Annotated in this window: 19 protein-coding genes and 2 pseudogenes; 12 read left to right on the forward strand and 9 right to left on the reverse strand. The window is 56.1% G+C overall.

Features of this window, described 5'->3' with window-relative positions; genetic code table 11:
- Positions 1–26: 26 nt before the first annotated feature.
- A complete protein-coding gene (locus Electrica_RS03910) occupies positions 27–1,775 on the reverse strand; it encodes a sigma-54 interaction domain-containing protein (protein WP_141963530.1) in 1,749 nt (582 codons plus the stop codon).
- Positions 1,776–2,138: 363 nt separating this feature from the next.
- Between Electrica_RS03910 and dpaL the strand changes: the two genes are divergently transcribed.
- The 6 genes from dpaL to Electrica_RS03940 all read left to right on the forward strand — a co-directional run bounded on the left by dpaL (position 2,139) and on the right by Electrica_RS03940 (position 10,308).
- Positions 2,139–3,365, forward strand: coding sequence for a diaminopropionate ammonia-lyase (gene dpaL, locus Electrica_RS03915; protein WP_100684336.1), 1,227 nt, complete (start codon positions 2,139–2,141; stop codon positions 3,363–3,365).
- A gap of 21 nt (positions 3,366–3,386) precedes the next feature.
- Complete coding sequence (locus tag Electrica_RS03920; protein ID WP_100684337.1) at positions 3,387–4,571, forward strand: YgeY family selenium metabolism-linked hydrolase; 1,185 nt, start codon at positions 3,387–3,389, stop codon at positions 4,569–4,571.
- 67 nt (positions 4,572–4,638) lie between these two features.
- Positions 4,639–6,234: an N-acyl-D-amino-acid deacylase family protein gene (locus Electrica_RS03925; protein ID WP_131048616.1), complete on the forward strand. Its 1,596-nt coding sequence runs from the start codon at positions 4,639–4,641 to the stop codon at positions 6,232–6,234.
- Between the two features lie 75 nt (positions 6,235–6,309).
- Positions 6,310–7,596 (forward strand): MFS transporter, encoded by a 1,287-nt coding sequence (locus tag Electrica_RS03930; RefSeq protein WP_100684339.1) that lies wholly within the window; start codon positions 6,310–6,312, stop codon positions 7,594–7,596.
- Positions 7,597–7,755: 159 nt separating this feature from the next.
- Complete coding sequence (locus tag Electrica_RS03935; RefSeq protein WP_131048618.1) at positions 7,756–8,142, forward strand: VOC family protein; 387 nt, start codon at positions 7,756–7,758, stop codon at positions 8,140–8,142.
- Positions 8,143–8,754: 612 nt separating this feature from the next.
- Positions 8,755–10,308 carry a peptide MFS transporter gene (locus Electrica_RS03940; protein WP_100684341.1) on the forward strand — a complete coding sequence of 518 codons (1,554 nt, stop codon included), beginning with the start codon at positions 8,755–8,757 and terminating at the stop codon, positions 10,306–10,308.
- Positions 10,309–10,493: 185 nt separating this feature from the next.
- Here Electrica_RS03940 and Electrica_RS03945 read toward each other — a convergent pair whose 3' ends face one another.
- Complete coding sequence (locus Electrica_RS03945; RefSeq protein WP_131048619.1) at positions 10,494–11,273, reverse strand: acetoin reductase; 780 nt, start codon at positions 11,271–11,273, stop codon at positions 10,494–10,496.
- 196 nt (positions 11,274–11,469) lie between these two features.
- On the opposite strand from Electrica_RS03945, the gene Electrica_RS03950 reads away from it, so the two are divergent.
- Positions 11,470–14,199, forward strand: a complete 2,730-nt coding sequence (locus Electrica_RS03950) for a LuxR C-terminal-related transcriptional regulator (protein ID WP_141963532.1) — start codon at positions 11,470–11,472, stop codon at positions 14,197–14,199.
- Between the two features lie 15 nt (positions 14,200–14,214).
- Here the strand turns inward: Electrica_RS03950 and Electrica_RS03955 are convergent, their stop codons facing one another.
- The 4 genes from Electrica_RS03955 to Electrica_RS03970 are packed head-to-tail and all read right to left on the reverse strand — an operon-like array spanning position 14,215 to position 18,905.
- Positions 14,215–15,687, reverse strand: a complete 1,473-nt coding sequence (locus tag Electrica_RS03955) for an MdtP family multidrug efflux transporter outer membrane subunit (protein ID WP_208764242.1) — start codon at positions 15,685–15,687, stop codon at positions 14,215–14,217.
- A 5-nt stretch (positions 15,688–15,692) separates the two neighbouring features.
- Complete coding sequence (locus Electrica_RS03960; RefSeq protein ID WP_141963536.1) at positions 15,693–17,630, reverse strand: FUSC family protein; 1,938 nt, start codon at positions 17,628–17,630, stop codon at positions 15,693–15,695.
- 9 nt (positions 17,631–17,639) lie between these two features.
- A complete protein-coding gene (mdtN, locus tag Electrica_RS03965; RefSeq protein ID WP_141963538.1) occupies positions 17,640–18,668 on the reverse strand; it encodes a multidrug transporter subunit MdtN in 1,029 nt (342 codons plus the stop codon).
- Positions 18,669–18,674: 6 nt separating this feature from the next.
- Entirely contained in the window at positions 18,675–18,905 is a 231-nt protein-coding gene (locus Electrica_RS03970) for a YtcA family lipoprotein (RefSeq protein WP_407081248.1), read from the reverse strand.
- Positions 18,906–19,218: 313 nt separating this feature from the next.
- Here Electrica_RS03970 and yjdI point away from each other — a divergent pair, with 313 nt between their 5' ends.
- Together yjdI and Electrica_RS03980 are read left to right on the forward strand one after the other, a co-directional pair.
- Positions 19,219–19,449 carry a 4Fe-4S mono-cluster protein YjdI gene (yjdI, locus tag Electrica_RS03975; RefSeq protein WP_100684348.1) on the forward strand — a complete coding sequence of 77 codons (231 nt, stop codon included), beginning with the start codon at positions 19,219–19,221 and terminating at the stop codon, positions 19,447–19,449.
- Positions 19,450–19,460: 11 nt separating this feature from the next.
- Positions 19,461–19,733: a GNAT family N-acetyltransferase gene (locus Electrica_RS03980; protein WP_100684349.1), complete on the forward strand. Its 273-nt coding sequence runs from the start codon at positions 19,461–19,463 to the stop codon at positions 19,731–19,733.
- Positions 19,734–19,894: 161 nt separating this feature from the next.
- Here Electrica_RS03980 and Electrica_RS03985 read toward each other — a convergent pair whose 3' ends face one another.
- Positions 19,895–21,133: an MFS transporter gene (locus Electrica_RS03985; protein WP_131048625.1), complete on the reverse strand. Its 1,239-nt coding sequence runs from the start codon at positions 21,131–21,133 to the stop codon at positions 19,895–19,897.
- A gap of 178 nt (positions 21,134–21,311) precedes the next feature.
- Here Electrica_RS03985 and Electrica_RS03990 point away from each other — a divergent pair.
- The 3 genes and pseudogenes from Electrica_RS03990 to Electrica_RS04000 all read left to right on the forward strand — a co-directional run.
- A pseudogene (locus Electrica_RS03990) lies at positions 21,312–22,041 on the forward strand (SDR family oxidoreductase).
- Between the two features lie 114 nt (positions 22,042–22,155).
- Positions 22,156–22,746 carry a YceI family protein gene (locus tag Electrica_RS03995; RefSeq protein WP_141963542.1) on the forward strand — a complete coding sequence of 197 codons (591 nt, stop codon included), beginning with the start codon at positions 22,156–22,158 and terminating at the stop codon, positions 22,744–22,746.
- A gap of 245 nt (positions 22,747–22,991) precedes the next feature.
- Positions 22,992–23,171: pseudogene (locus tag Electrica_RS04000) on the forward strand (integrase core domain-containing protein); the annotation flags it as partial.
- Between the two features lie 208 nt (positions 23,172–23,379).
- Here Electrica_RS04000 and Electrica_RS04005 read toward each other — a convergent pair.
- Complete coding sequence (locus tag Electrica_RS04005; protein ID WP_167686217.1) at positions 23,380–24,873, reverse strand: EAL domain-containing protein; 1,494 nt, start codon at positions 24,871–24,873, stop codon at positions 23,380–23,382.
- Positions 24,860–25,765, reverse strand: coding sequence for a fimbrial protein (locus tag Electrica_RS04010; protein WP_131048627.1), 906 nt, complete (start codon positions 25,763–25,765; stop codon positions 24,860–24,862). The genes Electrica_RS04005 and Electrica_RS04010 overlap by 14 nt, the downstream gene beginning before the upstream one ends.
- Positions 25,766–25,771 lie beyond the last annotated feature (6 nt).

Consider the following 25,771-nt stretch of genomic DNA (forward strand, 5'->3'; position numbering starts at 1 on the left):
AACTTATGGCGTCAAGAAGAAAGGTTTTATAAACCGTATAGTTTTATCTTTCGGTATAACGTGGCAATACTGATCCCCAGTTCGGTCGCAGCTTGTTTTTTCCCCTCCACGCCGGGACTAAATCTTTGTAAAGCCGCTTCAATAACCTTCCTTTCTGCTTGCCTTCCCTGGTTGGCTAGTTGCCCGGACTGCGCAGTCATTATGGATTTTCTGCCATCGTCCGCAGTGAGTAGATAAGGGGGAAGGTGGCTGGCATTGATTCCAGCGGTTTCCCCGCGCATTACAAAAATATATTCTATGACGTTGCGTAATTCACGGATATTACCCGGCCAGTGCCAGGCATAGAGGCGGTTAATAACGTCATCAGGGAGTTTTTGCCCTGGCCGCTGGTAACTTACTGAGAACTCATCGGCAAAATATTGGGCGAGGACTGCGATATCAGCCCGTCGTTCCCGCAGAGAAGGAAGAACCAGAGGGACTACGTTAAGACGATAGAAAAGATCTTCGCGAAACTGATTATTTTCCACCATCGCGCTAATGTTTTTATTGGTCGCGGCAATAATGCGCACATCAATATTAATAGTGTTATTCGAACCAACGCGGGTAATAGCCTTTTCCTGCAAAACTCTGAGTAGCTTGGCCTGCAGGTGCAGCGGCATATCGCCGATCTCATCCAGAAACAGACTGCCCCCGTTAGCCAGTTCAAATTTTCCAATTCGCCCTTTAGGATCTGCGCCGCTGAACGCGCCGCGGACGTAACCAAACAGTTCGCTTTCCAGCAGTTGCTCGGGGATGGCGGCGCAGTTAATTGTTATGAATGGGGCGGTTTTACGTGGACTGTTCTGGTGAATGGCAAATGCTACGACCTCTTTCCCTGAACCGCTTTCCCCGGTAATCAGCACGCTGGCGCAACTGTTGGCGATTTTGCCAATGGTGCTTCTGAGCTGTTCCATTGACGGAGAGTGGCCAATCAGCCGCACCTGCGTATCGGACTCATAAGGGGACGTGGTGATGGTACTCAGATAGTCGTGCGCATCCCGAAAGATAACCATGGTTAACCGATCGTTGTCTGACGAGGAGAGCGAAATTTGCTTGCACAGTACATGGTGTTTTTGGCCTTCAAGCGTCAGCCACGCTTCCTCATCGCCATACAAAATGTCCCCGGTTGTTTCGATGGTTAATGGCAATCCCTGAACGTCCCGGTTGAGGATACGATCGGCTGAATGGTTGGCATGCCAGATTCGGCCATTGCCATCAATCGCGACGACACCGCGATCCATGGCATCAATCAGACGACGGAATGCGCCGAGTGTTTCCTGTGCGCGCAAACGTTCCAGACACTCAAAGACCTTACTGGAGATCATTACGGCAATTTGCTCAATAAAAGTGACAAATTTATCGATTTGGCTTAGTAACGTGTCTCGCTGTGCCTGGGTTGAGCAAATAATTCCGATCACCCCGATGACGCGATTGTTGAGAAAAATCGGGGCATTCAAATCCAGCATTTCGGAACAATAGTGATGTTTTTCACAGCGCTGACACAGAGGATGTTCGCCAGGATTTTTGATGAGTACCGTTTCTCGTACCTGTAAAACATGACGATAGATGTAGCCATTTTGTGCCACGTTCTTATTAAGCATGTGCCGGTATTTACCCGTGCCGGCGATGCGCATTAAAGATTCATCAATGATTTCTACATCTGTCCCGGTTATGCCAGAAATAGCGTCGGCATAATTGCAGATATCATCCTGAATATTACTGAGCACTGAAATCATCGTACGTCTCCGACAGGTGGCATTTCTCAAATAAAATGATAAATAGGCGAGTTAAGGCAAAATTGATTTGCGAAAAATCAATCTATCGTTCTGTTTTTGTCCGTTTTTTTTGTTTTATCTTCAGCGATCACATAAATTCTCATTCATGAGAATTTATCAAGGTGAGGCGATAAATTAACGACGGTTGATTTTTGCTGGCAATTATTTTTTTGTTCAATTCATTGAGGTAAAAGGTTTTTTAAGGGGTGTTTTTACTTTCTAAAAAACTGGTAAGCATTTTGCATTTCAGGAATGCCGATATCGGAAATATCGCGGTACCAGACCCATGACAGGGAATGAAATACCAGGACAATGAGGTTTATGATGCAGGAAAACTTATCATTTTTTATCAACCGGACACCGTTTACCCGGCAGCCCAGCGCGCCGCTAGCGCCGTTTAGTCGCCAGGAACTGGAAAAGGCGTTGAATTTTCATCGCTCGATTCCGGGTTATGCGCCGACTCCGCTCTATTCGCTACCTGCGCTTTCAAAACGACTGGGCGTTAAAAATATTTACCTCAAAGATGAATCTCAGCGTTTTGGCTTAAAAGCCTTTAAAGCGCTGGGGGGCGCCTATGCGATGGCGTGTCACATCGCGGAATTAGTGGGGAAAGATATCAGCGAGCTGCCGTTTGCGGTCATGACCAGTGAGGAAGTCCGTCATGACCTGAAGACCGTCACGTTTGCCACCACCACCGATGGAAACCACGGTCGTGGCGTGGCGTGGATGGCGCGCCAGTTGAAGCAACATGCCGTGGTTTACATGCCGAAGGGATCTTCTCAGCAACGTCTGGCGTCGATCCGCAATGAAGGGGCAACGGCTGACATCGTCGATATGAACTATGACGATGCCGTGCGTATGACTGCCGAACAGGCGGAAAAACACGGCTGGATTGTGGTCCAGGACACCGCATGGGAAGGGTATGAAAAGATCCCGCTGTGGATTATGCAGGGCTATGGCACGTTGATGCTGGAGGCGATAGACCAGCTCCATCAGGTTGCCCCTACTCACGTTTTTGTTCAGGCGGGCGTAGGGTCGTTTGCCGGAATGGTTCAGGGAATGGTGACGGCTGCCTGGGGGGAAAACCGCCCGAAAGTGATCGTCGCTGAAGCGTTAATTGCCGATTGCCTCTACCAGTCGGCACTGGCGAAAGAGGGGGATGCTGTGGCGGTAGGCGGCGATTTGCAGACGGTGATGGCCGGTCTCGCCTGTGGTGAAGCGAACAGCATCGGCTGGAAACTGCTGCGCGACTATGCTACCGCATTCGCCTCCTGTCCTGATGATGTCGCCGCGCTCGGTATGCGCATGCTGGGCAATCCGTTAGCGGGCGATCCGCGGATTGTTTCCGGAGAGTCTGGCGCAGTGACCACCGGTCTTCTGGCACTACTGATGACCTCTCCTGCGCTGACGCAAACCCGTGAACAACTGGGGCTCGACGAACATTCCCGCGTGTTGCTGATTAGTACCGAAGGCGATACCGACCCGCAGCAATATCTTGATATTGTCTGGGGCGGTCAGTATCCGGTCATCCACCAGTCACTTCCTGATTGAGAGTGATAACGGAGAAACACCATGCTATCTGCAAATCGTTATGAAGAAGTGGTTAAAAACTGCCGGGCATTGATCCAGCAGAAAAGTTATTCCGGCCAGGAAGGGAACGTGGTTAATGCCATAAAAATCATGATGCAGCATTACCAGTTCGATGACATTCATGTCGATAAGTACGGCAATATCGTTGGTGGCATCGTGGGCAATCAGCCGGGGAAAACGCTGGTTCTCGATGGTCATATTGATACAGTGCCGGTGAATGAGGAGAAGTGGACCCGGGACCCCTACGGTGGCGATATCGAAAATGGCAAAATGTATGGCCGTGGCACAACGGACATGAAAGGCGCGGTAGCGGCGATGATCTCAGCCGTTGGTTTTTTCGCTCAGGACAATCAGCGTAACTTCGCCGGAAAAATTTACGTCGCCTGTATCGTCCATGAAGAGTGCTTTGAAGGCATTGCCGCCCGTCTGGTCAGTGAACGCTATAAGCCTGACTACGTCATCATTGGGGAAGCTTCCGAATTAAACCTGAAAATTGGTCAGCGTGGTCGCGCTGAAATTGTGGTTGAAACATTGGGTAAACCCGCGCATTCCGCCAACCCGCAGGCCGGAATTAACGCGGTGTACACCATGGCGCGGCTGATCGACAAAATCCGCACTATCACTCCGCCAACGCATCCGGTGCTCGGCCCCGGCATCCTGGAACTGACCGACATTAAATCTTCGCCCTATCCGGGCGCATCGGTGGTGCCGGATTACTGCCGCGCAACCTACGATCGCCGTTTGCTGGTGGGGGAAAGCAAAGAAAGCGTGCTGGCCCCGCTGGAAAATGCGCTTGCAGAGTTTATTGCGCAAGATCCGCAGTTTAAAGCCCGCGTGTCCTATGCGGTGGGTCATGAGTCTTGCTATACCGGAGCCACCATCGAGGGCGAACGCTTCTTTCCTGGCTGGGTGTATGAAGAGTCCGATGAATTCGTGCAGGCCGTGCTGGCTGGCGTTCGTGAGGCTGGATTTGATCCGACCATCACTCAGTATTCCTTTTGCACTAATGGCAGCCACTACGCGGGCGAAGCGGGGATCAAGACTGTTGGCTTCGGACCTTCGCGTGAAAACCTGGCGCATACCATTGATGAGTATATTGAGATCGATCAGTTAACCGGTTCGGCCAGCGGCTATTACAGCATCATCCAGACACTCTATCGCCAATAAAAATAAAGATAACAACCTCTTACCTTACAAGCCGTGTTGTGAAGCGACACGGCTATGGAGAATAACGATGAAAACCATTTTTAAAAACGGAAAGGTCATCGACGGGACGGGCAAGCCAGGCACCATTACCGATGTAATGGTTGATGAAGGACGTATTGTCGCAATAGGTCACATTGACGCAGGTATTAATGAACAGATAATTGATGCGACAGGAAAAATTATTTGCCCTGGCTTTATCGATACCCACACACACTCAGATCTGTCGGCCATTATTCATCCCGCGCTGTCGGCGAAAATTCGTCAGGGTATTACTACGGAACTGCTGGGGCAGGATGGCGTCGCGTTGGCGCCGTTGCCTGAAGCATATATTCCGGCCTGGCGTAAAAATATTGCCGGACTGGATGGTGATACCGACAAAATCGACTGGAAATATAAAAACACGGACGGTTATCTCAACCTGTTGGCATCCCGCCACCCGGCGACCAATCTGGCATATCTGGTTCCGCACGGTAATGTGCGCATGGAAGCGATGGGGCTGGATGGGCGCCCCTCCACCCGTGAAGATGTGGCGAAGATGTGTGAAGTGCTGGAGCGTGAGTTAAAGGCCGGTGCGTTTGGTCTGTCCACCGGTCTTATCTATATGCCCTGTGCCTTTGGCGATACCGCCGAAATGATCGCGCTGTGCAAGGTGACGGCGAAATATGACGGGATCTTTGTGGTACACCAGCGCAGTGAAGCTGACGACATCATCAATTCAACGCAAGAGCTTATCGATATCGCTAAAGCTACCGGCGTCTGGCTGCATATTTCGCATATGAAAGTCTGCGGTAAGAAAAACTGGGGGCTCATCGACCAGATGCTGGGCATGCTGGAGCAGGCGCAGGAAGAGGGGATTCGTATCTCTTACGACCAGTATCCTTATGTGGCAGGCAGCACCATGCTTGGTGTGATCCTGCCGCCCTGGGTTCACTCCGGCGGCACTGACAAATTACTTGAGCGTCTGGCCTCGCCTGAACTGCGCGCCAAAATGATCGAGGACATTCAGCAAGGTATTGCAGGGTGGGATAACTTTATTGACTTTGCTGGCCTGGAGCAGATTTTTGTCACTAGCGTGAAAACGGCAAAGAATCAGGATGCCGTGGGCCTGAATCTTGTTCAGTTGGGGGAATTACGCGGTAAAGATCCGTACAACGCCACCTTTGATCTGCTCTTTGAAGAAGAAAACGCCGTGGGGATGGTCGATTTCTACGGGACTGAAGAGCACGTGATTAAGTTTCTCTGCCGGCCAGAGCAGAACGTCTGTACTGACGGTTTAATGGGGGCAGGCAAACCCCATCCACGTGTGTTTGGCGCATTCCCTCGCGTCCTGGGTAAATATGTGCGCGAGGAAGGGTGCCTGAGTTGGGAAGCGGCAATTCGCAAGATGACAGGTAAACCCGCTGAGGTGTTGGGTCTGCAAGATCGCGGGCTGCTTAAAGTCGGGTATGCGGCGGATATTGTGATGTTCGATCCCGACACCATTGCGGATAAGGGAACGTTTGTTGAGCCAAATCAGTATCCGGAAGGTATTGAAGTCGTGATGGTCAATGGACGTATTGCCTTAATTAATGGCACAGAAAGTTACGCCTGTAGCGGTACGGTTATTAGAAAACAATATCAATAAATAACGCTAAACACGCATTGATCTGCCGCGATCATAAATGGTTGCGGGAGATCGCTACACCCTAAGGACATCACAATGAACCTACAAACATCTTTACCTTCAGGTAAACCAAAGACCTGGAAAGCAAGATATACCGTCCTGACCTTGATCTGGCTGGCGTGGCTACTCTCTTTCCTCGACAGAATGGTCATGAGCGTTTCGTTACCCTATATCGGCAAAGATTTAAATCTTGATACAACGCAGCAGGGCTTAATTATTAGCGCCTTTTTTATTGGTTATGCCGCGTTTCAAATTCCCGGCGGGTTGCTGGCGGATAAATTTGGCTCGCGTAAAATTATGGCCATTGGTATCGCCTGGTGGTCCGTTTTTACCAGCTTAACCGGCGCGGTGCTGACGTTGCCGCTGATGCTGGCCGTACGTTTTTTCTTTGGTATCGGTGAAGGGTGCTTCCCGTCGGCATCCTGGAAGATGATTTCGACCTACTTCCCGTCGAAAGAGCGTGGCCGCGCCACGGCTATTCAGTCTACGGTAAATACCTTAGGCCCGGCGCTGGCGGTTGTGGTTGCGGCGAGCATTATCGGAGCGTTTGGTTGGCACATGGTCTTTATTGTGCTGGGTATTCCGGGGCTGTTTATTGCTGCGGGTATCTACTTGTTTACGCGAGACAACCCGAAAGATCATCCTGCTATCACGCAACAGGATCTGGTGGAGTTGGCCGCTGACGATCGGGGCAGTTTACAAGACACCAGCGCTATTGCGTTTAAAGACGTGCTGAAAATGCCGGTGCTTTGGCAGATGGCTGGTATCTGGTTTTTGTTTGATATTACCTTCTGGGGATTTTCAACCTGGTTACCAAGCTACCTGATTACCGTTCGTGAGTTCTCGTTAGCCAAAACCGGTGTGATGGCGGCAATCCCCTTCCTGTTTGGCGCAGGTGGAACATTGTTAGGCGGATATTGCTCAGACAAATTCAAACCTCAGCGTAAAACTTTATATGTTGTGACCTCAGTTATTGCCGCGGGTTTCCTCTACCTGACCTTCAGCGTGAGCAGCGCGGATATGGCGGTGGTTTATCAGTGCGTTTCAGCTCTGTTCATGTTCTTCGCCATGGCCACTTTCTGGGGCATTTTGATGGATACCATCCCCAGCAATATCATGGGGCGGGCGTCTGGTATCGTTAACTTTGGCGGTCAGATGGCGGGGGTTGTTTCAGCACCGATCATCGGCTGGCTGATCCAAACCAGCGGTGGAAGCTACAACAGCGCATTTATCTTTATGATCGCCGCTCTGCTATGTTCTGCGCTAGTCACGTTGACAGTGAAAAGTTCACATGCCGTAAGCGCATTACCCAGTAAAGCCTGATTAACGTTTCTCTCCTGTGGCAATGCTGTTCCGCTGCCACAGGGGACTGACGGGCAAAACCACGGCTCTTCTCGACAAATCGCCATCTGAAACCCGGGTACAGTAGGGGCGATGTTGCCCATTCCGGAAACTTATTTTGCCCCGCGGGAGCCCGTTATCATGTTCAGCCATATGCGAATTGCCCGACCCGTCACCAACCTTGAACGTACCTGCGCCCTCTATACTCAAGGGCTGGAGCTCATGCGAATCGCGGACTTCGTCAATCATGCCGGCTTTAGCGGGGTCATGGTGGGCCGTCCGGAGCTGGCCTGGCATATCGAGTTCACCCACTGTCACGAACATCCGCGACACCCTGCGCCGACCGATGAAGACCTGCTCGTGCTGTATTACCCCGATAAAGCAGACTGGCAGCGGGCGTGCGCCAGGATGACGGCGGCGGGTTTTCGGGCGCTGAGTTCGTTTAACCCTTACTGGGATATCAATGGCAACACCTTCGTCGATGATGACGGCTATCGGGTGGTGCTTCAGAACCGGGAATGGCCATAGACTGGAGGCCCGGGACAGAACGGCGGTTCAGCGTGGCCCTGTCCGCTGGCAAGGGCGGGCAGAACCCAATGCGCGGAGTACGGTATTTGTTATTCTGCACCGCGTCAGGTTATTGAATAGATTGAGATATGGAGTCGTTTATAGCCGTCGCCTGCGGCATATGGCTTCTGTCCGCCTCGCCGCCGTTTGCGTACGCGAGCATCACGCGGTGACTAAATCATCAAGAGCGTGATTTATCGAGACTTTCCCCTGTCGTGAAGACCAACCTCGTATTTACCCTACTTTCTATCGCGTTTTATCCGCGACGCATGCTATCCATGAGTATGAATGCATAGTTTATTAACTTGTTGTTTATAAACAAATAATTATATGCATTATTATCATTTGAGATGTCAATCATATTTTGTTGTCAGCCAACTTTAAATCTATAAAAGTAGACGTTTGTCGACTTTTCATCTAAAAGATGGGGGTAAGGGGCTAGACAAAACCAGATACTGGTTATCAAATAGTTAAAAAACATCATGCCCCATGTAAATGATTGGCCAGTGTAAAAATGGCTAACACGCTTTCCGCGGTCTCTCTGCGCTGCGGTGCACCTTATCTGGAGAAGTTATGCATTCCTCTGTGAATAAAAATGAAAGCCGGACCTTCTTTGGTCATCCTTATCCGCTGGGTTCGTTGTTCTTTACCGAAATGTGGGAGCGATTCTCGTTTTACGGCATTCGTCCCCTGTTGATTCTGTTTATGGCCGCCACGGTTTACGACGGCGGAATGGGGCTGGCGCGTGAAAATGCCTCGGCGATCGTCGGTATCTTCGCCGGCAGTATGTACCTCGCGGCATTGCCGGGCGGCTGGCTGGCGGATAACTGGCTGGGCCAGCAAAAGGCGGTCTGGTACGGGTCGATTCTCATCGCGTTGGGTCATCTGTCGATTGCCCTGTCAGCGGTGCTGGGCGACAACCTGTTCTTTATCGGGCTGATGTTCATCGTGCTGGGATCGGGTCTGTTCAAAACCTGTATCTCGGTTATGGTTGGCACGCTGTACAAGAAGGGAGATGCGCGTCGTGACGGTGGATTCTCACTTTTCTACATGGGCATCAACATGGGGTCGTTCATCGCGCCGCTGATTTCCGGCTGGTTGATTAAATCACACGGCTGGCACTGGGGCTTTGGCATCGGCGGCATCGGGATGCTGGTGGCGCTGGTTATCTTCCGGGTCTTCGCGGTACCGGCGATGAAGCGTTACGACAGCGAAGTGGGCCTCGATTCAACCTGGAACAGTCCGGTGGCGAAGAAGAACGGCGTGGGCGCCTGGCTGCTGGCGCTGGCAGTGGGCGCCGCGGTGATTATCACGCTGATTGCGCAGGGCGTGATTGTGGTTAACCCTGTTGCCGTTGCCAGCATGCTGGTATACGTGATTGCCGCTTCGGTCGTTCTCTATTTTATCTATCTGTTTGCCTTCGCCGGACTGAGTCGCAAAGAGCGCGCCCGTCTGCTGGTGTGCTTTATTCTGCTGGTTTCCGCCGCCTTCTTCTGGTCAGCATTTGAACAGAAGCCGACCTCCTTCAACCTGTTCGCCAATGATTATACCAACCGTATGATCGGCAGCTTTGAGATCCCGGCGGTCTGGTTCCAGTCAATCAACGCGCTGTTTATTATTCTGCTGGCGCCGGTATTTAGCTGGGCATGGCCGGCGATGGCGCGTAATGGCGTCCGCCCGAGCAGCATCAGCAAATTCGTCATCGGCATTCTCTGCGCCGCAGCGGGCTTTGGCCTGATGATGCTGGCGGCACAGAACGTGCTGAACAACGGTGGGACCGGCGTATCACCATTCTGGCTGGTAGGCAGTATTCTGATGCTGACCCTGGGCGAGCTGTGCCTGAGCCCGATTGGCCTGGCGACCATGACGCTGCTGGCGCCGGAAAGAATGCGCGGCCAGATGATGGGGCTGTGGTTCTGCGCCAGTGCGCTGGGTAACCTGGCGGCTGGCCTGATCGGCGGCCATGTGAAGGCCGACCAGCTGGATATGCTGCCGGACCTCTTCGCGCGTTGTTCGATTGCGCTGCTGATCTGCGCCGCCGTGCTTTGCGTGCTGATCGTACCGGTGCGTCGGATGCTGGAAAACACCCAGGACAAAGCCGCACAGAAACCGCTGACCCAAGCCTGATGGCAACGGAAAGCGACACTCTGCAGGCTGGCGCGTGATGCGCCAGCTTTTTTTTCGCCTGCAGTTTAACGGCAAATAGCCATCAGCCAGCGCGAGGAGGCACGCGCTCAGGGGAGGTCAGCGGGTGTGTAAGAAGAAGAGGGCGGGAAAACGGGCCGTCTGTCTGAGACGACCCGCAGCGGGCATTAACGATAAACAATCCCGCCATCGATCAGGATCGACTGGCCGGTAACATAGTCGGAATCCGGGCCGGCCAGATAAGAGACCAGGCTCGCCACATCGTCCGGCGTTTCCGCACGGCCGAGCGCAATCCCTTCAACATATTTTTTATAGGTCTCGCCGACCGGCGCACCGGTAATTTCGGCAAAACGCTTATCGATTTCGGTCCACATGCCGGTCCCCACAATCCCCGGACAGTAGGCGTTTACGGTGATCCCACGGCTGGCGTACTCTTTCGCCGCCGCCTGGGTCAGGGCGCGAACGGCAAATTTAGTGGCGGAATAGATCCCCAGCAGAGCAAAACCGTCGTGGCCGGCAATGGAGCAGGCGTTGATAATTTTGCCGTTTTGCTTACGGTCGATGAATTTTTTCGCCGCGGCCTGGATGCCCCATAGCGTCCCCTGAACGTTGATACGCATGATGCGATCGACCTCTTCAGGCGTCACGTCGGCGATCGCCTGCACCTGGGCAATCCCCGCGTTGTTGACGATGATATCAAAACCACCCAGCTCTTTTTCCGCCTGGTCAATGGCGGCATACACCTGGTCACGTTCGGCAATATTCGCCACAAAGGTGGCGGCCTTACGACCCAGCGCTTCAACTTCGGCGGCAACCGCCGCAATCCCTTCCGGGTTCACGTCGACGAGCATTAACGACGCACCCTCTTTGGCCAGACGTAAAGCAATACCGCGGCCAATGCCTTGACCGGCACCGGTGACTAAAGCAACTTTATTTTCGATAGCCATTTCTGTACACACCTTGTACTGATTAAGAAACGATGGATGCCTGATGGAGAAAGGTTCGCTGTACGCAGGCGCAGACCTGGCGTATCGCCCATCGGTGGCAAAGGATAAAACTACTTTATAGGTATGGATAAACGTGGCCTACCCCCCGGTTGGGGGGGATAATGGCGTATGCATGGGATGAGGAGGTCATGGCGCTATGGAATTGTTACCCCCGACGGATGACGCATTGAGCGGATTTGTTCATCAAGAACCGTTCCGCCTTGCGCGCACCTTGCCGCTTATTGCGACTCGCTTTACGCCGCCGCGTTCGCCGGGGGTATTGCAGCCGCGCGAACGTCTGCTGCAGCGGCTGGACGCCGCGCTCGCCAGCACGCTGACGCTGGTATGCGCCCCCGCCGGGTTCGGCAAAACCACGCTGCTGGCCCAGTGGTATCAGCATCGACAGCAGCAGGGCGATTCGCTGGCGTGGCTGAGCATTGACGAAGATGACAATACGCCCTTGCTGTTTATGCGCTATCTGCAGGCGGCGCTGCGGCCGCTCTGGCAAGCGGAGAAGGCTCTGCCGGAGGGCGCTCCCGGGGACGACTTCCGGCTGTTTCTCGCCGGTCTCGTCAACCAGCTGCATGATTATCCGGCTCCGCTGTCTCTGATTCTCGATGATTACCAGAATATCGCCCACCCGGAGATTCATGATGGTATGAACTGGCTGCTGAATCACGCGCCGCCGTCTCTGCATCTGATTATTGCCAGTCGCAGCCAGCCGCCCCTGGCGCTGAGTCGTCTGCACATGCAGGATCGGCTGGTGGAGATCGATGATCATGCGCTGCGGTTTAATGTCGCGGAGGCCAGAACCTATTTTTCAACCTCGATCTCCCCGGCGCCGGACCCGCAGGAGATCCCACGCCTGATTGCCCGCACGGAGGGGTGGGTTGCCGGTATGAAAATGGCGGCTTTAGCAAGCGGCAGCGCCCGTTATTGCCCGACCGACGGCAAGCTGAATACCACCTCCCGCGCGCTCTCCCGCTATCTGGAAGAGGTGATCTTTGCGCCATTGCCCGCCGGGGTGTTGGACTTTCTTCTGCGCACCTCAATACTCAACCGCCTGCATCCGTCGCTGTGCGATGCCGTGACCGGGAAACGCAACGGAGAAGCCATGCTGGCGTGGATAGCCCGGCACAATCTGTTTCTCTCCGCCCTTGATACGGACGGGTTCTGGTTCCGTTACCACCCGCTGATGCGTGAAGCGCTGCTGTATCGTCTGCAGCACAGTGCGCAGGTGGATATCCGCGTGCTGCATGAACAGGCCAGCAACTGGTTTGCCGGCCAGCAGCTGTGGGCGGAGGCGATTCGCCATGCGCTGGAAGGCGGAAAAACGGGCGCCGGGCATGCGGAAGCCGGCGTGCAGTCACTGGCGGAAGAGGGCGATATCGAGACGATGGTGCGCTGGATCCGCTATCTGCCGGCCAATCTGGACCCTTCCCGTATCGAGCTGCAAACCAATCTCGCCTGGGCGCTCGCGCACCGCTTTCGCTTTCACGATGCCCGCCAACTGCTGGACGCCATTGAGTCGCTGGCGGTCGCCAACCGCAGCGAGATTGCCCACAGTTCATGGGTGAAGCTCCGCGTCGTCCGGGCTATCTGCGAAGCCTTCGCCGACAATATTGCCCGGAGCATTGCTATCGTGGAACCGCTGCTGCATGAGGTGCCCTGCGGCGATATCTGGGTGGATGGTCTGGTATGCAATATTCTCAGCTACTGCCATCTGGCGAACGCCCGGCCACAGCAGGCGCTGGATGTCCAGCAGCGGGTATCGGGCGTGCGGGTGGCGAATCGTAATCTGTTCGTGGAGGTCTACCGGGCGTTTGTCATGGCCCAGGGATACCTGCGCCAGGGCAATCTGGCCGAAGCGCAGCGGCAGGCGGAGCGGGCGCTACAGTATGCCGAACAGCAGACCGGTTCTCACTCCAGCAGCGGCGCCACCCTGGCGCCGATTCTGGCCGAAATCGCCTGGGAGCAGGGGGAGGTGCAGCGCATCCCCACTCTGCTGACGCTACGTCTTGAGACGATCGATGACTTTTGCCCGCCGGATGGGTTTAGCCGCTGTTACATCGTGCTGGCGAGGCTGGCGCAACGTCATGGGCAGACGGATGAGATGACATCGCTGCTGCTGCATGCCGAAGGTCTGGCGGTTCAGCGCGGATGGCTGCGGGCGCAGGCGCCGCTGCTGGCTGAGCGTATTGCCAATGCGCTCCACGTCGGCGATAGCGCGGCGGCCGACAGTTTGCTTCTTCGCCTGCAGGGGCTGTCCCCCGGCGCGGAGAAAAATGACGTGGTGAGCGCCTGTTTAACCCTCAGCCACAGCCGGATGCTGATGGCCGGCGGACAACCGCTGGCGGCGGCGCGGCAGCTCGATACGCTGGCCGCTGAGCAGGAGCGCGGCGGCGAGTGGCTGTTTGCGGTACGCCTGCGGCTTATGCAGGCCATTGCCCTGTGGCGCGCCGGAGAACAGGAGCGGGCGATAACGCTGGGGATCCCGACGCTGCGTCGCGCCTTTCAGCAGAAGCTGTGGCGCAGCCTGCTCGATGGCGGAGAGGAGATGGCCTCATTGCTGGCGGCAATTCAGCAACGCGGGGGGCACGATGAGGGCTTCAGCGAGGCGCTGGCGCAGCATCTCGCCAGATTCAGCGCGGCCGGAGTCCTGCCGCTGGCCAGCCGTCGGGCGCCCGCGCAGCTTCGCCTGACCGAGCGGGAGCAGCAGACGCTGGGGCTGATCGCCGAAGGCTACTCCAATAAAGAGATCGCCCGGGCCTTAGGAATTACTGCCGAAACCGTGAAATGGCATCTCAAACAGCTGTACGAAAAGCTACAGGTCAATGGTCGGATTCAGGCGTTGAATCGGGCGCGCGAGTGGCAGTTATTCGACTGACGCGCAAGCGGCGCCTCAGCGCGCCTGTTGCCCCAGATTCTCCAGCGCCGGGCCGCGGTAATCCCCGCCTAAGGCCTTAATCAGCGTAATGTCGCTGCTCAACCGCTGCGCCTGGATATCCAGCAGGAGCAGTTGTTGAGCGATGACGGGCCGACGCGCTTCCTGAGCCGCATAGTAGCTGACCAGCCCTCGCTGATAGTGGGCGCTGGCGCTGCGGGAGGTGGCCATGGCGGCCGTCACCTTCAGCTTCTGTAACACCACCTGCTGATTCAGATCGTTCAGCTCGCTGGAGCCGATCGCCACATCGCGCACGGCATCCAGTACCGCCTGGTTGTACTGCTTGATCAGAATATTGCTGGCGGTACGGACCGATTGCAGATTGGCATTCAGTCGGCCGCCGTCGAACAGAGGCAGATACAGGCCTGGCAGCAGGTTGAACTGCTGGAAGGACGATTTAAACAGATCCCCGACGCTCAGGGCGTTGTATCCCCAGAATGCCTTGATATCAAAGTGCGGGTAAAATGCCGCTTTCGCCGCATCGACCTGGCTTAACGATGCCGTGACATAGCCGCGCAGCGCCTGGAGGTCCGGGCGGCGGGCCAGCAGTTCAAAGGAGAGCGAGTCGGGCAGCGTCTCCTGTAGCGTCGGCAGCGGGACCGGGTGGATCTCCGGCATGCTGTGCGCATCGGCACCGATCAGCGCCCGCAATGTTTCCCGGTACTGCGTCAACGTCCCGTTTGCCGTAATCACCTGTTGTTGCGCCGCCAGCAGCTCGGCCTGGGCATTGGCGATATCCACGCTATCCTCAACGCCGCGCCGGGTGCGGTGCTCATGCGCCTGCACAGAGAGACGGGCAATCTCTTCCAGTTGATGCAACAAGGCAATCTTCTGGAAGGTGGCCTGCATGGCAAAGTACAGCTGCGCCACGCTGCTGGCGAGATCCAGCTCGATTCCGGCCGTTTCGGCCTGCCGCGCATTTTTCTCGCCAATGGCGGCGGCAACGCGGGCGCGATCGGCTCCCCACAAATCAATATTCAGCGTGGCGCCGACGCCGACGGTATTCAGCGTGTACCACGGACCGTTTTTATCGACCGGCAGCGAATAAGAGTAGGGCCAGGTGAACTGTTTGTTGGTAACCCGCAGCCGGTTCTGGGCCGCCACGGCGGTGGCCTGGACGCCCATTGCCGACTGCGCCAGCTCAATGGTGGACTGCGATTGCGCAATCCGCAGCCGGGCGGCCTGCAGGGTCGGGGAGTTTTGCAGCGCGCGGTTGACCAGCATATTGAGCTGGGCATCGTGATAGCCTTCCCACCATCTGGCCGCTGGCCAGCCGCTGTTGGCGAGGTGAATCACCTGCGCGAGTTCAGCCTGCTGCGGGTTTACGATAGTGACCTGGCCCGGATCGTCCTGAATTAAGGCGCAGCCGGTAACCAGCGTCAGGGCGAAGGCGAGCGGTGAGTAGCGCAGGAAGCGGGCTGCGGTGTCCATTTTTCTCATGACTTATCTGCCTGTCGCGAAAGCGCTGAAGGGGCGGACGACCAGCCTGGCAATGTCGTCAGCAGGGTGACCAGCGGGGGGCCAAAAGGATTGCCGGGGTCGGGCTGAAGCTCGCCGAACGGCATGGGCGTCTGCTGCTGGTCGATATCATCGGCGTAGGTCTCAAGCGACCCGGCGCAGCGGCGCAGAAAGGTATCTCCCGGGGCGGCGTACAGCCGGTAGCCTTCGCTGAAGCGCACGATTTCGAGGGCCTGCGTCCAGGTGGCCTTCACCGGCCAGGTTTTCGCCTCGGGATGCGGGTGGGCATATGCATTCAGCGGTTCAGCCGCCACCCGATGCATCAGCGTTTCGGCGCGGTTCAGGGCGTGAAACAGCGGGACTAATTTCACCTCGTCGCGACTGGCGCGCAGGTCATTCGCAATCCGCCGGTAGAGGTCGGCCAGCCGCGATTTGAGCTGCGGGGCTTCACTATCCGGCCACAGGTAGAGGTGGACAATCGAAGAGACCAGTACGCCGAGCAAAATACCGATGACGCGATCGCGCAGTTCGGTCAAATTAGTCAGTGGCCCAAACCAGCTGAGAAACGCCAGCGAGAAGGTAAAACCGATCTGAATCCCGGCGTAGGCGATGCGTTCAGACCCCGAGGCTATCCAGGCCGACAGCGCCATCACCGGCAGAGTCATCGCCAGCAGACCGACGAGTGATTCGCTATGCGGCTGAATAAACACGATCATTAGCAGCGCCAGCAGGGTAGCGAGCAGGGCGCCGCCGATGCGCAGCCAGGTCTTCTGCAGCGTCGCGCCGAGCCCCGGCTGAGCGACAATCACGCAGCTGAGCATAATTGTGTGGATCCCCTGCCAGTCGGCGGCGGTATAAAAAACGTAGCACAGCAGCGTTGCCAGCAGCGTTTTGAGCGCGAAGTGCAAATAGGCGGGGTTCGACCAGGCGTCAGGCAGCAGCAGAGGCGCTTTTTCCTCTTCCCCCGCCGGCAGCGGCACCGGTTCGCCGCGCGCCAGCTGGTTCAGCGTAGTCGCCATCTCCTGCAAAATAACAGGGTTTGCCGTATCCCGCGCAGTGGCCTCCGGCAGGATTGCCGGGAGAGTGCTGACGTCCAGATTCTGCGCCAGCGTCGAGAGCGCGGCGGCAAGCTGTAGACGCCCGGCGGAAGGGGCCTCTTCCGGCTGAAGCAGCGCGGCCAGGTGATAGCAGTGAAGGGTGGCGGCCATCAGGGATTGCCACGCCTGCGGGCTGTCGGCTATCTCGGGGCTGGAGCGGGTCGCCTGCTTATACAGCGACTGAAGCTCGGCGAACTGTCGGGCAATTTCTTTGAACGTCGGCGCAGAGCTGGCATTCGGTCGGGCGAGAAGCGTCGCCACCTCGCGGAGCAAAACCACCATCCTCGCTTTGAACTGATAGCCGGGAAAAGCCTGCTGAAAACCGGCGTTGACCAGCAGCGTGACCACAATGGCGAGGTTGATGGCTACCCACAGCCAGAGCAGCAGGCGCACCAGAATCTCACTTTGGCTGGTCATCGAGGGGAACGTCTGCGCGTAGATAACCACCAGAGCGACGACGAAAAAGGCCATCCCCAGCTTGCCCAGCACCCGCATCAGATAGATGGCGCCGAAAAACAGCACGACCGAGGCGACCAGGCGGATCAGCGGGTAGTCATAAGTCCATTTGATGATCAGCAGCACACCGCCCAGCGCCACGCTGACGGTGAGGAAAAAGACCACGCTCACCAGCTTTATCATCAGCACGTTGGGCTGGCTGACGTAAAACACCACGATCAGCGCCACGGCTAAAAAAGGGATCTGCAGGGCCATAAACAGGGCGATCAGCACCGCGCAGCTCAGGGTCAGACGCAGGGTGTAGTTTGCCCGTCCCGGTGCGTCGCGGAGTTCGCGGGTGAGAAATGACCAGAGGTTCTGCATAGCGCCTCCTTACTGAGGCTGAAGAACGGCGCTGGCGGAGGCACCCATGCGGAAGAGTTCGGGGTCAGGATCTTTTACCGCGATCTTCACCGGGAAACGCTGCGACACATGAACCCAGTTGATGCTCTTCTGAATAATCGGCAGGCCTTCAATCACGCTCCCGCCTTCAGGCAGCACGCCGGAGCCGACGGAATCGACCACGCCGGCGAACGATTTATCATGGTTGGTCATGATGGTGACTCTGGCCGCTACGCCGGGGCGGACGTTTTTAAGATCGGTTTCGCGGAAGTTGGCGATGACATACCAGCGATCGTCATCCATTAAGGTAAACACCGGTTTTAACGCCGAAGCGTACTGGCCGACGGTGGTTTTTAGCGCCACCACCACGCCGTTAAATGGCGCCCGGACTTCGGTAAACTCCAGGTGCAGTTCCGCCAGCGCGATCTGCGCCAGAATCCCCGCCCGCTGGGCAACCATGGCGTCAACGCCGGTGACGGCGGCCGAGGCCTGTTTCGCTTGCAGCAGGGTGGCGTCGAGTTCCGCGCGGGCGGCTTTTTCGGCGGTTCGCGCCTGGTCGAGATCTTCTTGCGACGCGAAGCCCTGCGGGACTAACGGCTCAAGACGCGTACGTGACGAGGTGGTCTGTTTAACCAGCGCCTTTGCGCGCTCTACCGCGGCGGCGACGGACTGGGCGTTGTACTCCTGGGCCTTGATTGTGCGCCGGGTCAGCATGATTTGCGCATCCAGGGTGGCCAGCCTCGCCCGGGCATCATCGAGCATCGCCTGGTACGGGCGCGGATCGAGACGAAACAGCAGATCGCCTTTTTTCACCCGCTGGTTGTCGCGGATCGGCATCTCCACGATCCGGCCGCTCACCTCCGGCACCACGTCGATGGTATCGGTGTAGACGTAGGCATCGTTGGTTTCCGGCGAGGTCTGAAGCTGCCAGATAACCAGGATAAGCGCCACGATCGCGGCGAGGACGAGGGCCAGCAGAGGCCACTTTTTCCGTAATACGCTTGAGCTGGAGTTTGTCATAGGGGCTTAGTACACAAAGAAAAGGAACCACAGGAGCGTGGCGAACAGGAACATCAGAGCCAGGTAGCTAAATACCAGCGGAGAAAAACGCGATTGCCAGCCTTTGCGGACGATCAGGATATGACAGGGTATGAGTAACAACACGCCGCCCAATAAACAGAAGAACCAGCCAGGAAATGCGGCGCCTAATACCGGAATCGCTGGTGATAATGAACAACCAGAGAGAAAGGAGAACATAAATAATAGCGCCGGGCGGGCCAGCTTCACTCGATAATTCAAAGGATAGTTCCTGAGCACTCATACCATTGTGGTGTGAGTTTAATCGCCCTTTCGGCGAAATAAAAGCGAATGGGGAAATTCGCATGCGCTATTTTAACTGGGTAATCAAGGTCGAGGCTGAGGTTGTAGTGAATATAAAATCGTTTATTTCGCATTAATACAGACAGTTCAGCACAAATATGAGCGGAGGTTTTGGGATATCCTCATAGCTGGTCTGCGCTGGCAGGACTATGCTTAGCTCCTGAACAATAAAAACAACTGAGGCAATGTCATGGATAAGGAATTACTGGAGGCGGGCTACCGCGCATATACCGGAGAGAGGATTGATGTCTACTTCAACACGGACATCTGCCAGCACTCGGGAAACTGCGTTCGCGGTAGCGCAAAACTCTTCAACCTGAAGCGTAAACCGTGGATCATCCCGGATGAAGTGGATGTCGCCACCGTCGTGCGGGTAATCGACACCTGCCCGAGCGGCGCTCTGAAGTATCGCCAGAAATAAGCGAGGAAATGATGGAAATACTGGAAGGTCATAACAAGTTTTACGTCAATGATGCGGCGGGGAATCAGGTGGCGGAAATTGTTTTTGTCCCCACCGGCGAGCATCTCAGCATTATTGAACATACCGATGTCGATGAGAGCCTGAAAGGGCAGGGGGTGGGTAAACAGCTGGTGGCGAAAGTGGTGGAAAAGATGCGCGCAGAGCAGCGTAAAATTATCCCACTCTGTCCCTTCGCTAAACATGAGTTTGATAATACCCGCGAGTACGATGATATCCGGGCCTGAAATAAAGGCACCGGTCTCAGCCGGTGCTCAATTATTGGTGATGAAGGGCGGTTGCATCCGGGATGCCTGTTTCTGCCGCTGATGGCGAATAATAGTCATGCACCAGTATGGCTCCAGCGTATCGCATAATGTCCATCATCGCTGTCGGCGCGTTTTTGCAATCAGCTCGCGCCTTCATTTTCCAGCTTCTGCCTTTTGCGCAGATGCGGGAAAATGGTCATCCATATCGCGACCACCACCAGCGTGCCAATCCCGCCAAGCGCCGCGGCCGGTACGGCGCCGATCCACGCCGCCAGCAGGCCGGATTCAAATTCCCCCAGTTGGTTTGAGGTATTAATGAAGATGGCGTTCACCGCATTCACGCGACCGCGCATATCGTCTGGCGTATCCAGCTGCACCAGCGCGCCGCGAATCACCATGCTCACCATATCAAACCCGCCCAGCGCGGCCAGTGCCAGCAGGGAAAGCCACAGCCGGGCAGAAAGCGCAAACACCAGCGTCGCCAGGCCAAAGCCGGCCACCGAGGCGAACATGATCAGACCCACGTTCTTCTCCAGCTTGTGGCGACTGAGCCAGACGCCCACCAGCAGCGCACCGACCGATGGCGCACCGCGCAGCATCCCCAGTCCCCAGGGGCCGGTATGGAGAATATCCTGAGCGAAGATCGGTAACAGCGCCGTCGCGCCGCCAAGAAGGACGGCAAACAGATCGAGCGAAATCACGCCCAGCACATCTTTTCGCTCGCGGATAAAATGTACCCCGGCAAACAGGTTCTTGAGGTTCATCGGCAGGCGGGTTTGCGGCGGCCGCTCGTAGCGCAGTTGGCTCACCAGCACAAGAGAGAGCAGGTAGAACAGCGCGGATACGCCATACACCACCTCCGGACCCGCCACGTACAGCAGACCGCCAAGGGTGGGGCCGATAATCACCGCCGCCTGTCCTCCGACGGAACTGGCCGCCATCGCGCGCGCAAGGATCGGCGGCGGCACCAGCGTCGGCAGCATCGAAGTGATCGCCGGCCACTCCAGCGCTTTTGCCACCGAGATTAAAAAGACCAGCCCCCAGATTTCAATTTTGTCCGCCCAATGCAGTAGCGTCAGGGCGACCAGCCCGAGTAATGCGACCCATTCAATAAACTGCCCAAGCAGCACGATCCGCCGCCGATCGAACTGATCCGCAAGGTGTCCCGCAGGGAGAGCCAGCAGGACCGAGGGTAAGAATTGCATCAGACCGATCATCCCGAGCGCCATCGCGCTATGGGTGATGGCGTAAATTTGCCAGCTAACGGCAACCGAAAACATCTGAAAACCAAATGATGAACAGGTGCGCGCCAGCCAAAAGGTGACGAACGACCTGTGCCGCAGCAGTGAATCTTCCGCTGCGGATACCTGTGAACCCATAGTCTTATCCCATTTAAAGCCAATATTCCGCCCGGCATCATCGTGGCGGTCTGGTGTGAAGTCCGTCAGGGACTTTCATTATTTTTACCACCTGACAAGGTGCGGCATCTTGTGTCTTCGGGCAGTGGCAAGGCGTGCGCTTTGCCACCCGGCGCTTAGCGTAAACTGGTTTAAGTCTATGCCCCTGGTCGCAGGCGTGTTATTTGCGGAGCGAGACGGGCATAGGCTGTGCGTGTGGCTGGCTCGTGAGGGCGTTGAGGTGGCTTTTTGCGCACGGTGGGCTGAGGATATTCAAAAAACCTGCGGCATCATCACTGTGGAAGGTGGCATCGCCAAAGGGTATCCCTGTGATTTAGCCCGGCCTGAATCTCTTTCTCACTTTTCTGCCCGGCTGTCAGCTTCAGACAAGCTCATCGACATTTTAATCCTCAATGCTGCGCAGCGGTTGTCAGGCACATCTGACGGGTATCCTAAAGCAAAAATTATCACTACCGTCAGTTCAGTCCTGATAGGTTCGATTCTGCTGATGCAGGCGTTGCTGCCCGGGCTACGGCGTTCAGAGAGTGCGGATATCGTCGCAATCATCTCTACATGCGGTATGCCGAATTTTACGGATTCCATTACTCATCCCGCTTTTTTCGCCAGTAAACATAAGATTCGCGGGTTTGTAACTAAGTTGTCACAGCAGCTCCCGGAAGAAAATGTACGGGTTACCGGGCTCTACCCAGCGGATTTCGAACTGACGGGATTAGATACCATTATCAGGAGTCAATCGAGAATGGGGGAGCGTCTGATGAACGGGCGGTCGGTCTGGGAGAGGATGCGTTTTGTGCTGGCTCAACCGCGTAGTTGCCATAATAAGTCACATCTACTTCCAGGGCCCAACCCACGAAGCACTGCAATCGTAGTAGGTGAAATCGAACTTCCCGCGCGCGCAGCACTTCAGGCTAAGTACAAGGGATGATCGAATAAAAAAGAGGGTTGACACGTTTACACGTTAAACATCCCCAAGGATTATCAACATGACGCGTATCGTGCCTGTCATCGCCCTGGAATTTCTGCTCAGCTCCTTTTCGTTATATGCCAGCCCGGTTGACTACCTTATCAACACGCAGGAAACCACCATTACCCTCTCCTGGCATGCATTTGGCGATATGTCTGAGGCCACTCTGAGAAATGTAACGGGTGATATCTCACTCAATGCCGGAAACGATAGAGACGACAATATCCATGTTGCCATTCCGGTGGCGACGCTGAATGCCTCTAACCGGCTGTTAACCTATCAGATGAAAAGCGCTCTCTTTTTTGACGCTGAACGCTATCCGAACATTACGTTCACCAGTAGTCGGGTGGTGGCTCTGGGGCAGGGCCATTATCGGATTCTGGGCACCCTGGCGGTTAAGAATGTCGCGCGCCCGGTCATTCTGGATGCCTCACTGAACGGGAAAACCGCCGGACCTGGCGGGGCGGAGAACATTTCCCTGGATGCATCAACAACGATTTCACGCTCAGCATTCAACATGGCCAGTTTCGCGGTGTTGGTTGATGACAACGTGACAATCAATATTGCGATTCAGGCCCGCCTGCACCAGGCACGTCTAAACGTGCATTAACTGGCGCGCCTCTTTTGCTATGAAAGCGCCGCCTGCAAGGTGAGCGCGTTTTGCTTCAGTTGGGAAGCGGGGTTACGCACTGCTTTGTCGTACTGTCATACACCTGCCCGCTGGGGCAATCCGGCGTTTTGCTGTCGCTGTTATCCTCCCCGGCGGCAAAAACTGGAGCGATCGCAACATTTTCGTCGTAAGGGAAAACAGCGGCTGCCAGTGCATAACCCGGCACCACTGGCGACGCCGCAAGCCGGACAGAAATCCTGGATTTTTACCTGTTCAGAACACTGAATGAAGCGCGGGAAATCACAGAACGCTGGCTGGGTGAATATAACAGTGAGCGACCTCATGAATCCCTGAATAATCTGACGCCGGAAGAGTACCGGCTGATGGCTGAAAAAGCGGAAATCTCAAAAAGTGCGTGGAACTAAAACAGGTGTGCTTACACCCGCTGCTGCTCATCGATAACTGGCGGACTACTCCCGTTAGTCCCGCTGCGACGGCGAACCGGGTGCCAGGGGTTCTGCCATCAATCCGCAATGGCGGTTTCAATCGGTATCGGGACTGAGGCTTAAATGAGAATCCCGACCCGGATGGTCGGTTTTTTCATGCCGGGCGGAAGTGGAACTCGAGGGCGACTTATCCGGCAATACTGGTAGGGTGGCGTCCTGGTGAAAAGCGCTGAATAAGATCCTCCAGGTTATCGCCAGTGACCGGCGGTGAGATGATATAGCCCTGGAAACGATCGATTCCCAACGCCTTCAGCATATTGAATTTTTCCAGGCTATCGACCCCCTCAGCAATGCAGCGACTGCCGGAGAGCTGGCAGTAATAGATCAGGCTCTTGATCAGCGCCAGCGCGTGCGGATCCCGCTGCAGATCGTTCACGATACTGATATCCAGCTTGTACTCATTAAAGCGCACGGTGCGGACCGGAAACAGGACGCTGCTGCGTGAAAAGCAGTCGTCGAGCATGATGCGAAAGCCCTGCTGCTGTAAGTGGGTGATCGTGTCGCCCGTTTTACTGTGCAGGTTAAGATCGACAGTTTCGGCAAATTCCAGTACCAGCCTCTCGCCCTGCTGCGGTTCCTGTAACTGCTGACGCGCCGCCTCCATCATCCGGATAATGTTGGCGTTGGTGGCGATGATCGGCGGGATGTTAATCGCGAAATAATAGTCGCCCGGGTATTGATTGATGTTCTGCACGGCCTCCTGCAGGACGAACGCCGTGAGCAGCAGCCAGGCATACTCCGAGCGTATCTGCGGCAAAAACTCGCCGGGCAACAGCACATTGCTATTGCGTCGCCAGCGCGACAGCACCTCGATGCCCTGCAACATCAGGCGACCATCGGTGATGGGCTGAAACACCGGGAAAATTTGCCGACAGTGAATGGCATGGATGAATTCACGTTCAAAAGCGGAGAGCGCGGCGACCGCGCTCGTTTTCTGCCCTTTGGTGTGGCTGCCGGGGAAACGGCTGGCCAGATGGGGATGATGTTCAACCATCTTTTTCAGTCCTGAGCTTCTCTGGGTGTAGAGGGTTTTGTGACTAAGCCCCCGACGTTGCGCCTGATCATTGATGCTGAATCCCCGCAGCCAGTCCAGCGCGGTACTCAGTTCCGGTTTGCTCACGCCGGCGGCTGGCTTAGCGCAGATGACCCTCTCCTGAGACGCCAGCTGCGCCAGCAGGGGATAGCTTTGCCCGCCGTCGGGCCTGAGCAGCGCCGCCAGCTGTCGGCAGGGTAAATCAGAGGCGACGGCCCGTACCCAGGCCAGATGGCGCGGTCTGCCGACCTGGTGTAACAGCGTTTGCCACAGCCAGTTGGCCGGGCTACGGCTGAGGATCAGCATCGGCAGCGGAACGGCGCTGTGTTTCAGCAGCAGTGCCGCCTGCCGCAGGGTAAGCAGCAGCCAGAACGGATCGTCGGGGAGAAAGACCACGATACGCCTGACGGTCACGATGTCGGGGATTAACAGCGCCTCGTGAAGCTGAGGGAACAGGCGCCTGGGCGGCGGCAGGCCGCCGCCGTCGTCCATCATTGCAGACAACCCCTCGCCAGCCATCGCACACGGCGAGAGGATATAGTCTACCGGCGGGGAGGCCTGCGTCGCATCGCCATTACTGGTAGACAAATGTCACCCCGATAATGGACTGCACGTTCCCCGCCGTCACCTGACCCGTGGTTCGCGCATAGGTGGCGGTTAACCCCAGATTGACCGGCGAAGTGCCGACCGTACCCAGCGACACCGTGCTGTTGGCGGGGACGATGCTGCCGTTACGCGTCATCTGCACGCCAATCCCCTGCGCCGCCGACGTCGACGCGGTATTGCGGAAGACCGAACTGGCGGTATCGGCGGTAGCGCCGGAAAGGTAGTAGCCGAGATTCTGGTTTTGCGCGCAGTGGACCGTGACCGGAACAGCCATGGAGCCAGGATAATCCGGCAGCGTCACCGTGACATCGCGGGCGGAAACATCGCAGCCGCCGGTCGGCACCACCACATCATTGTTGGCGTAAATGTTCCAGACAAACTGATAGGAGTCGCCGTTATAGTTGTTGGTCTGGTGGAGAATCAGCACGGCGATCAGGGAGCCGGAGGCGATCGCTATCCCGCCGGCGGTACTGATCGGCGTCAGATAGAGCACGGTTGGCCAGGGTTTATCGGCGGTTGAATTGTAGATAACCCGCGAGGTTTCCGTGGTGGTAGGGAAGGGGTAGGAGGTGCCGTTATACTTTACGGTACCGGAAAAACTCGACAGCACCCCGCCATAGGCGGAGCCTCGCTGCAGGGTCACGTAGTCGGTAATGGTTTGCGGATAGTCGTTATGGCAGAAGATTTGCGTGGAGAGATCGACCACCAGGTTCTGCCCGACGTTCACCGCTGGCGTCAGGTTGACGTAAACGTTCGCGCTGCCGCCGCCGATGGGGATCGTCGCCCCGGTGGCCGTTTTGCAGGCAAAGGACCAGGCATTCACCGACCAGCCCAACAGTAGCAGCGTGGTCAACAGGGTTATCATTTTTTTCATCAACTT

Origin of the sequence: Klebsiella electrica (assembly GCF_006711645.1) — a bacterium.
Classification (GTDB): domain Bacteria; phylum Pseudomonadota; class Gammaproteobacteria; order Enterobacterales; family Enterobacteriaceae; genus Klebsiella; species Klebsiella electrica.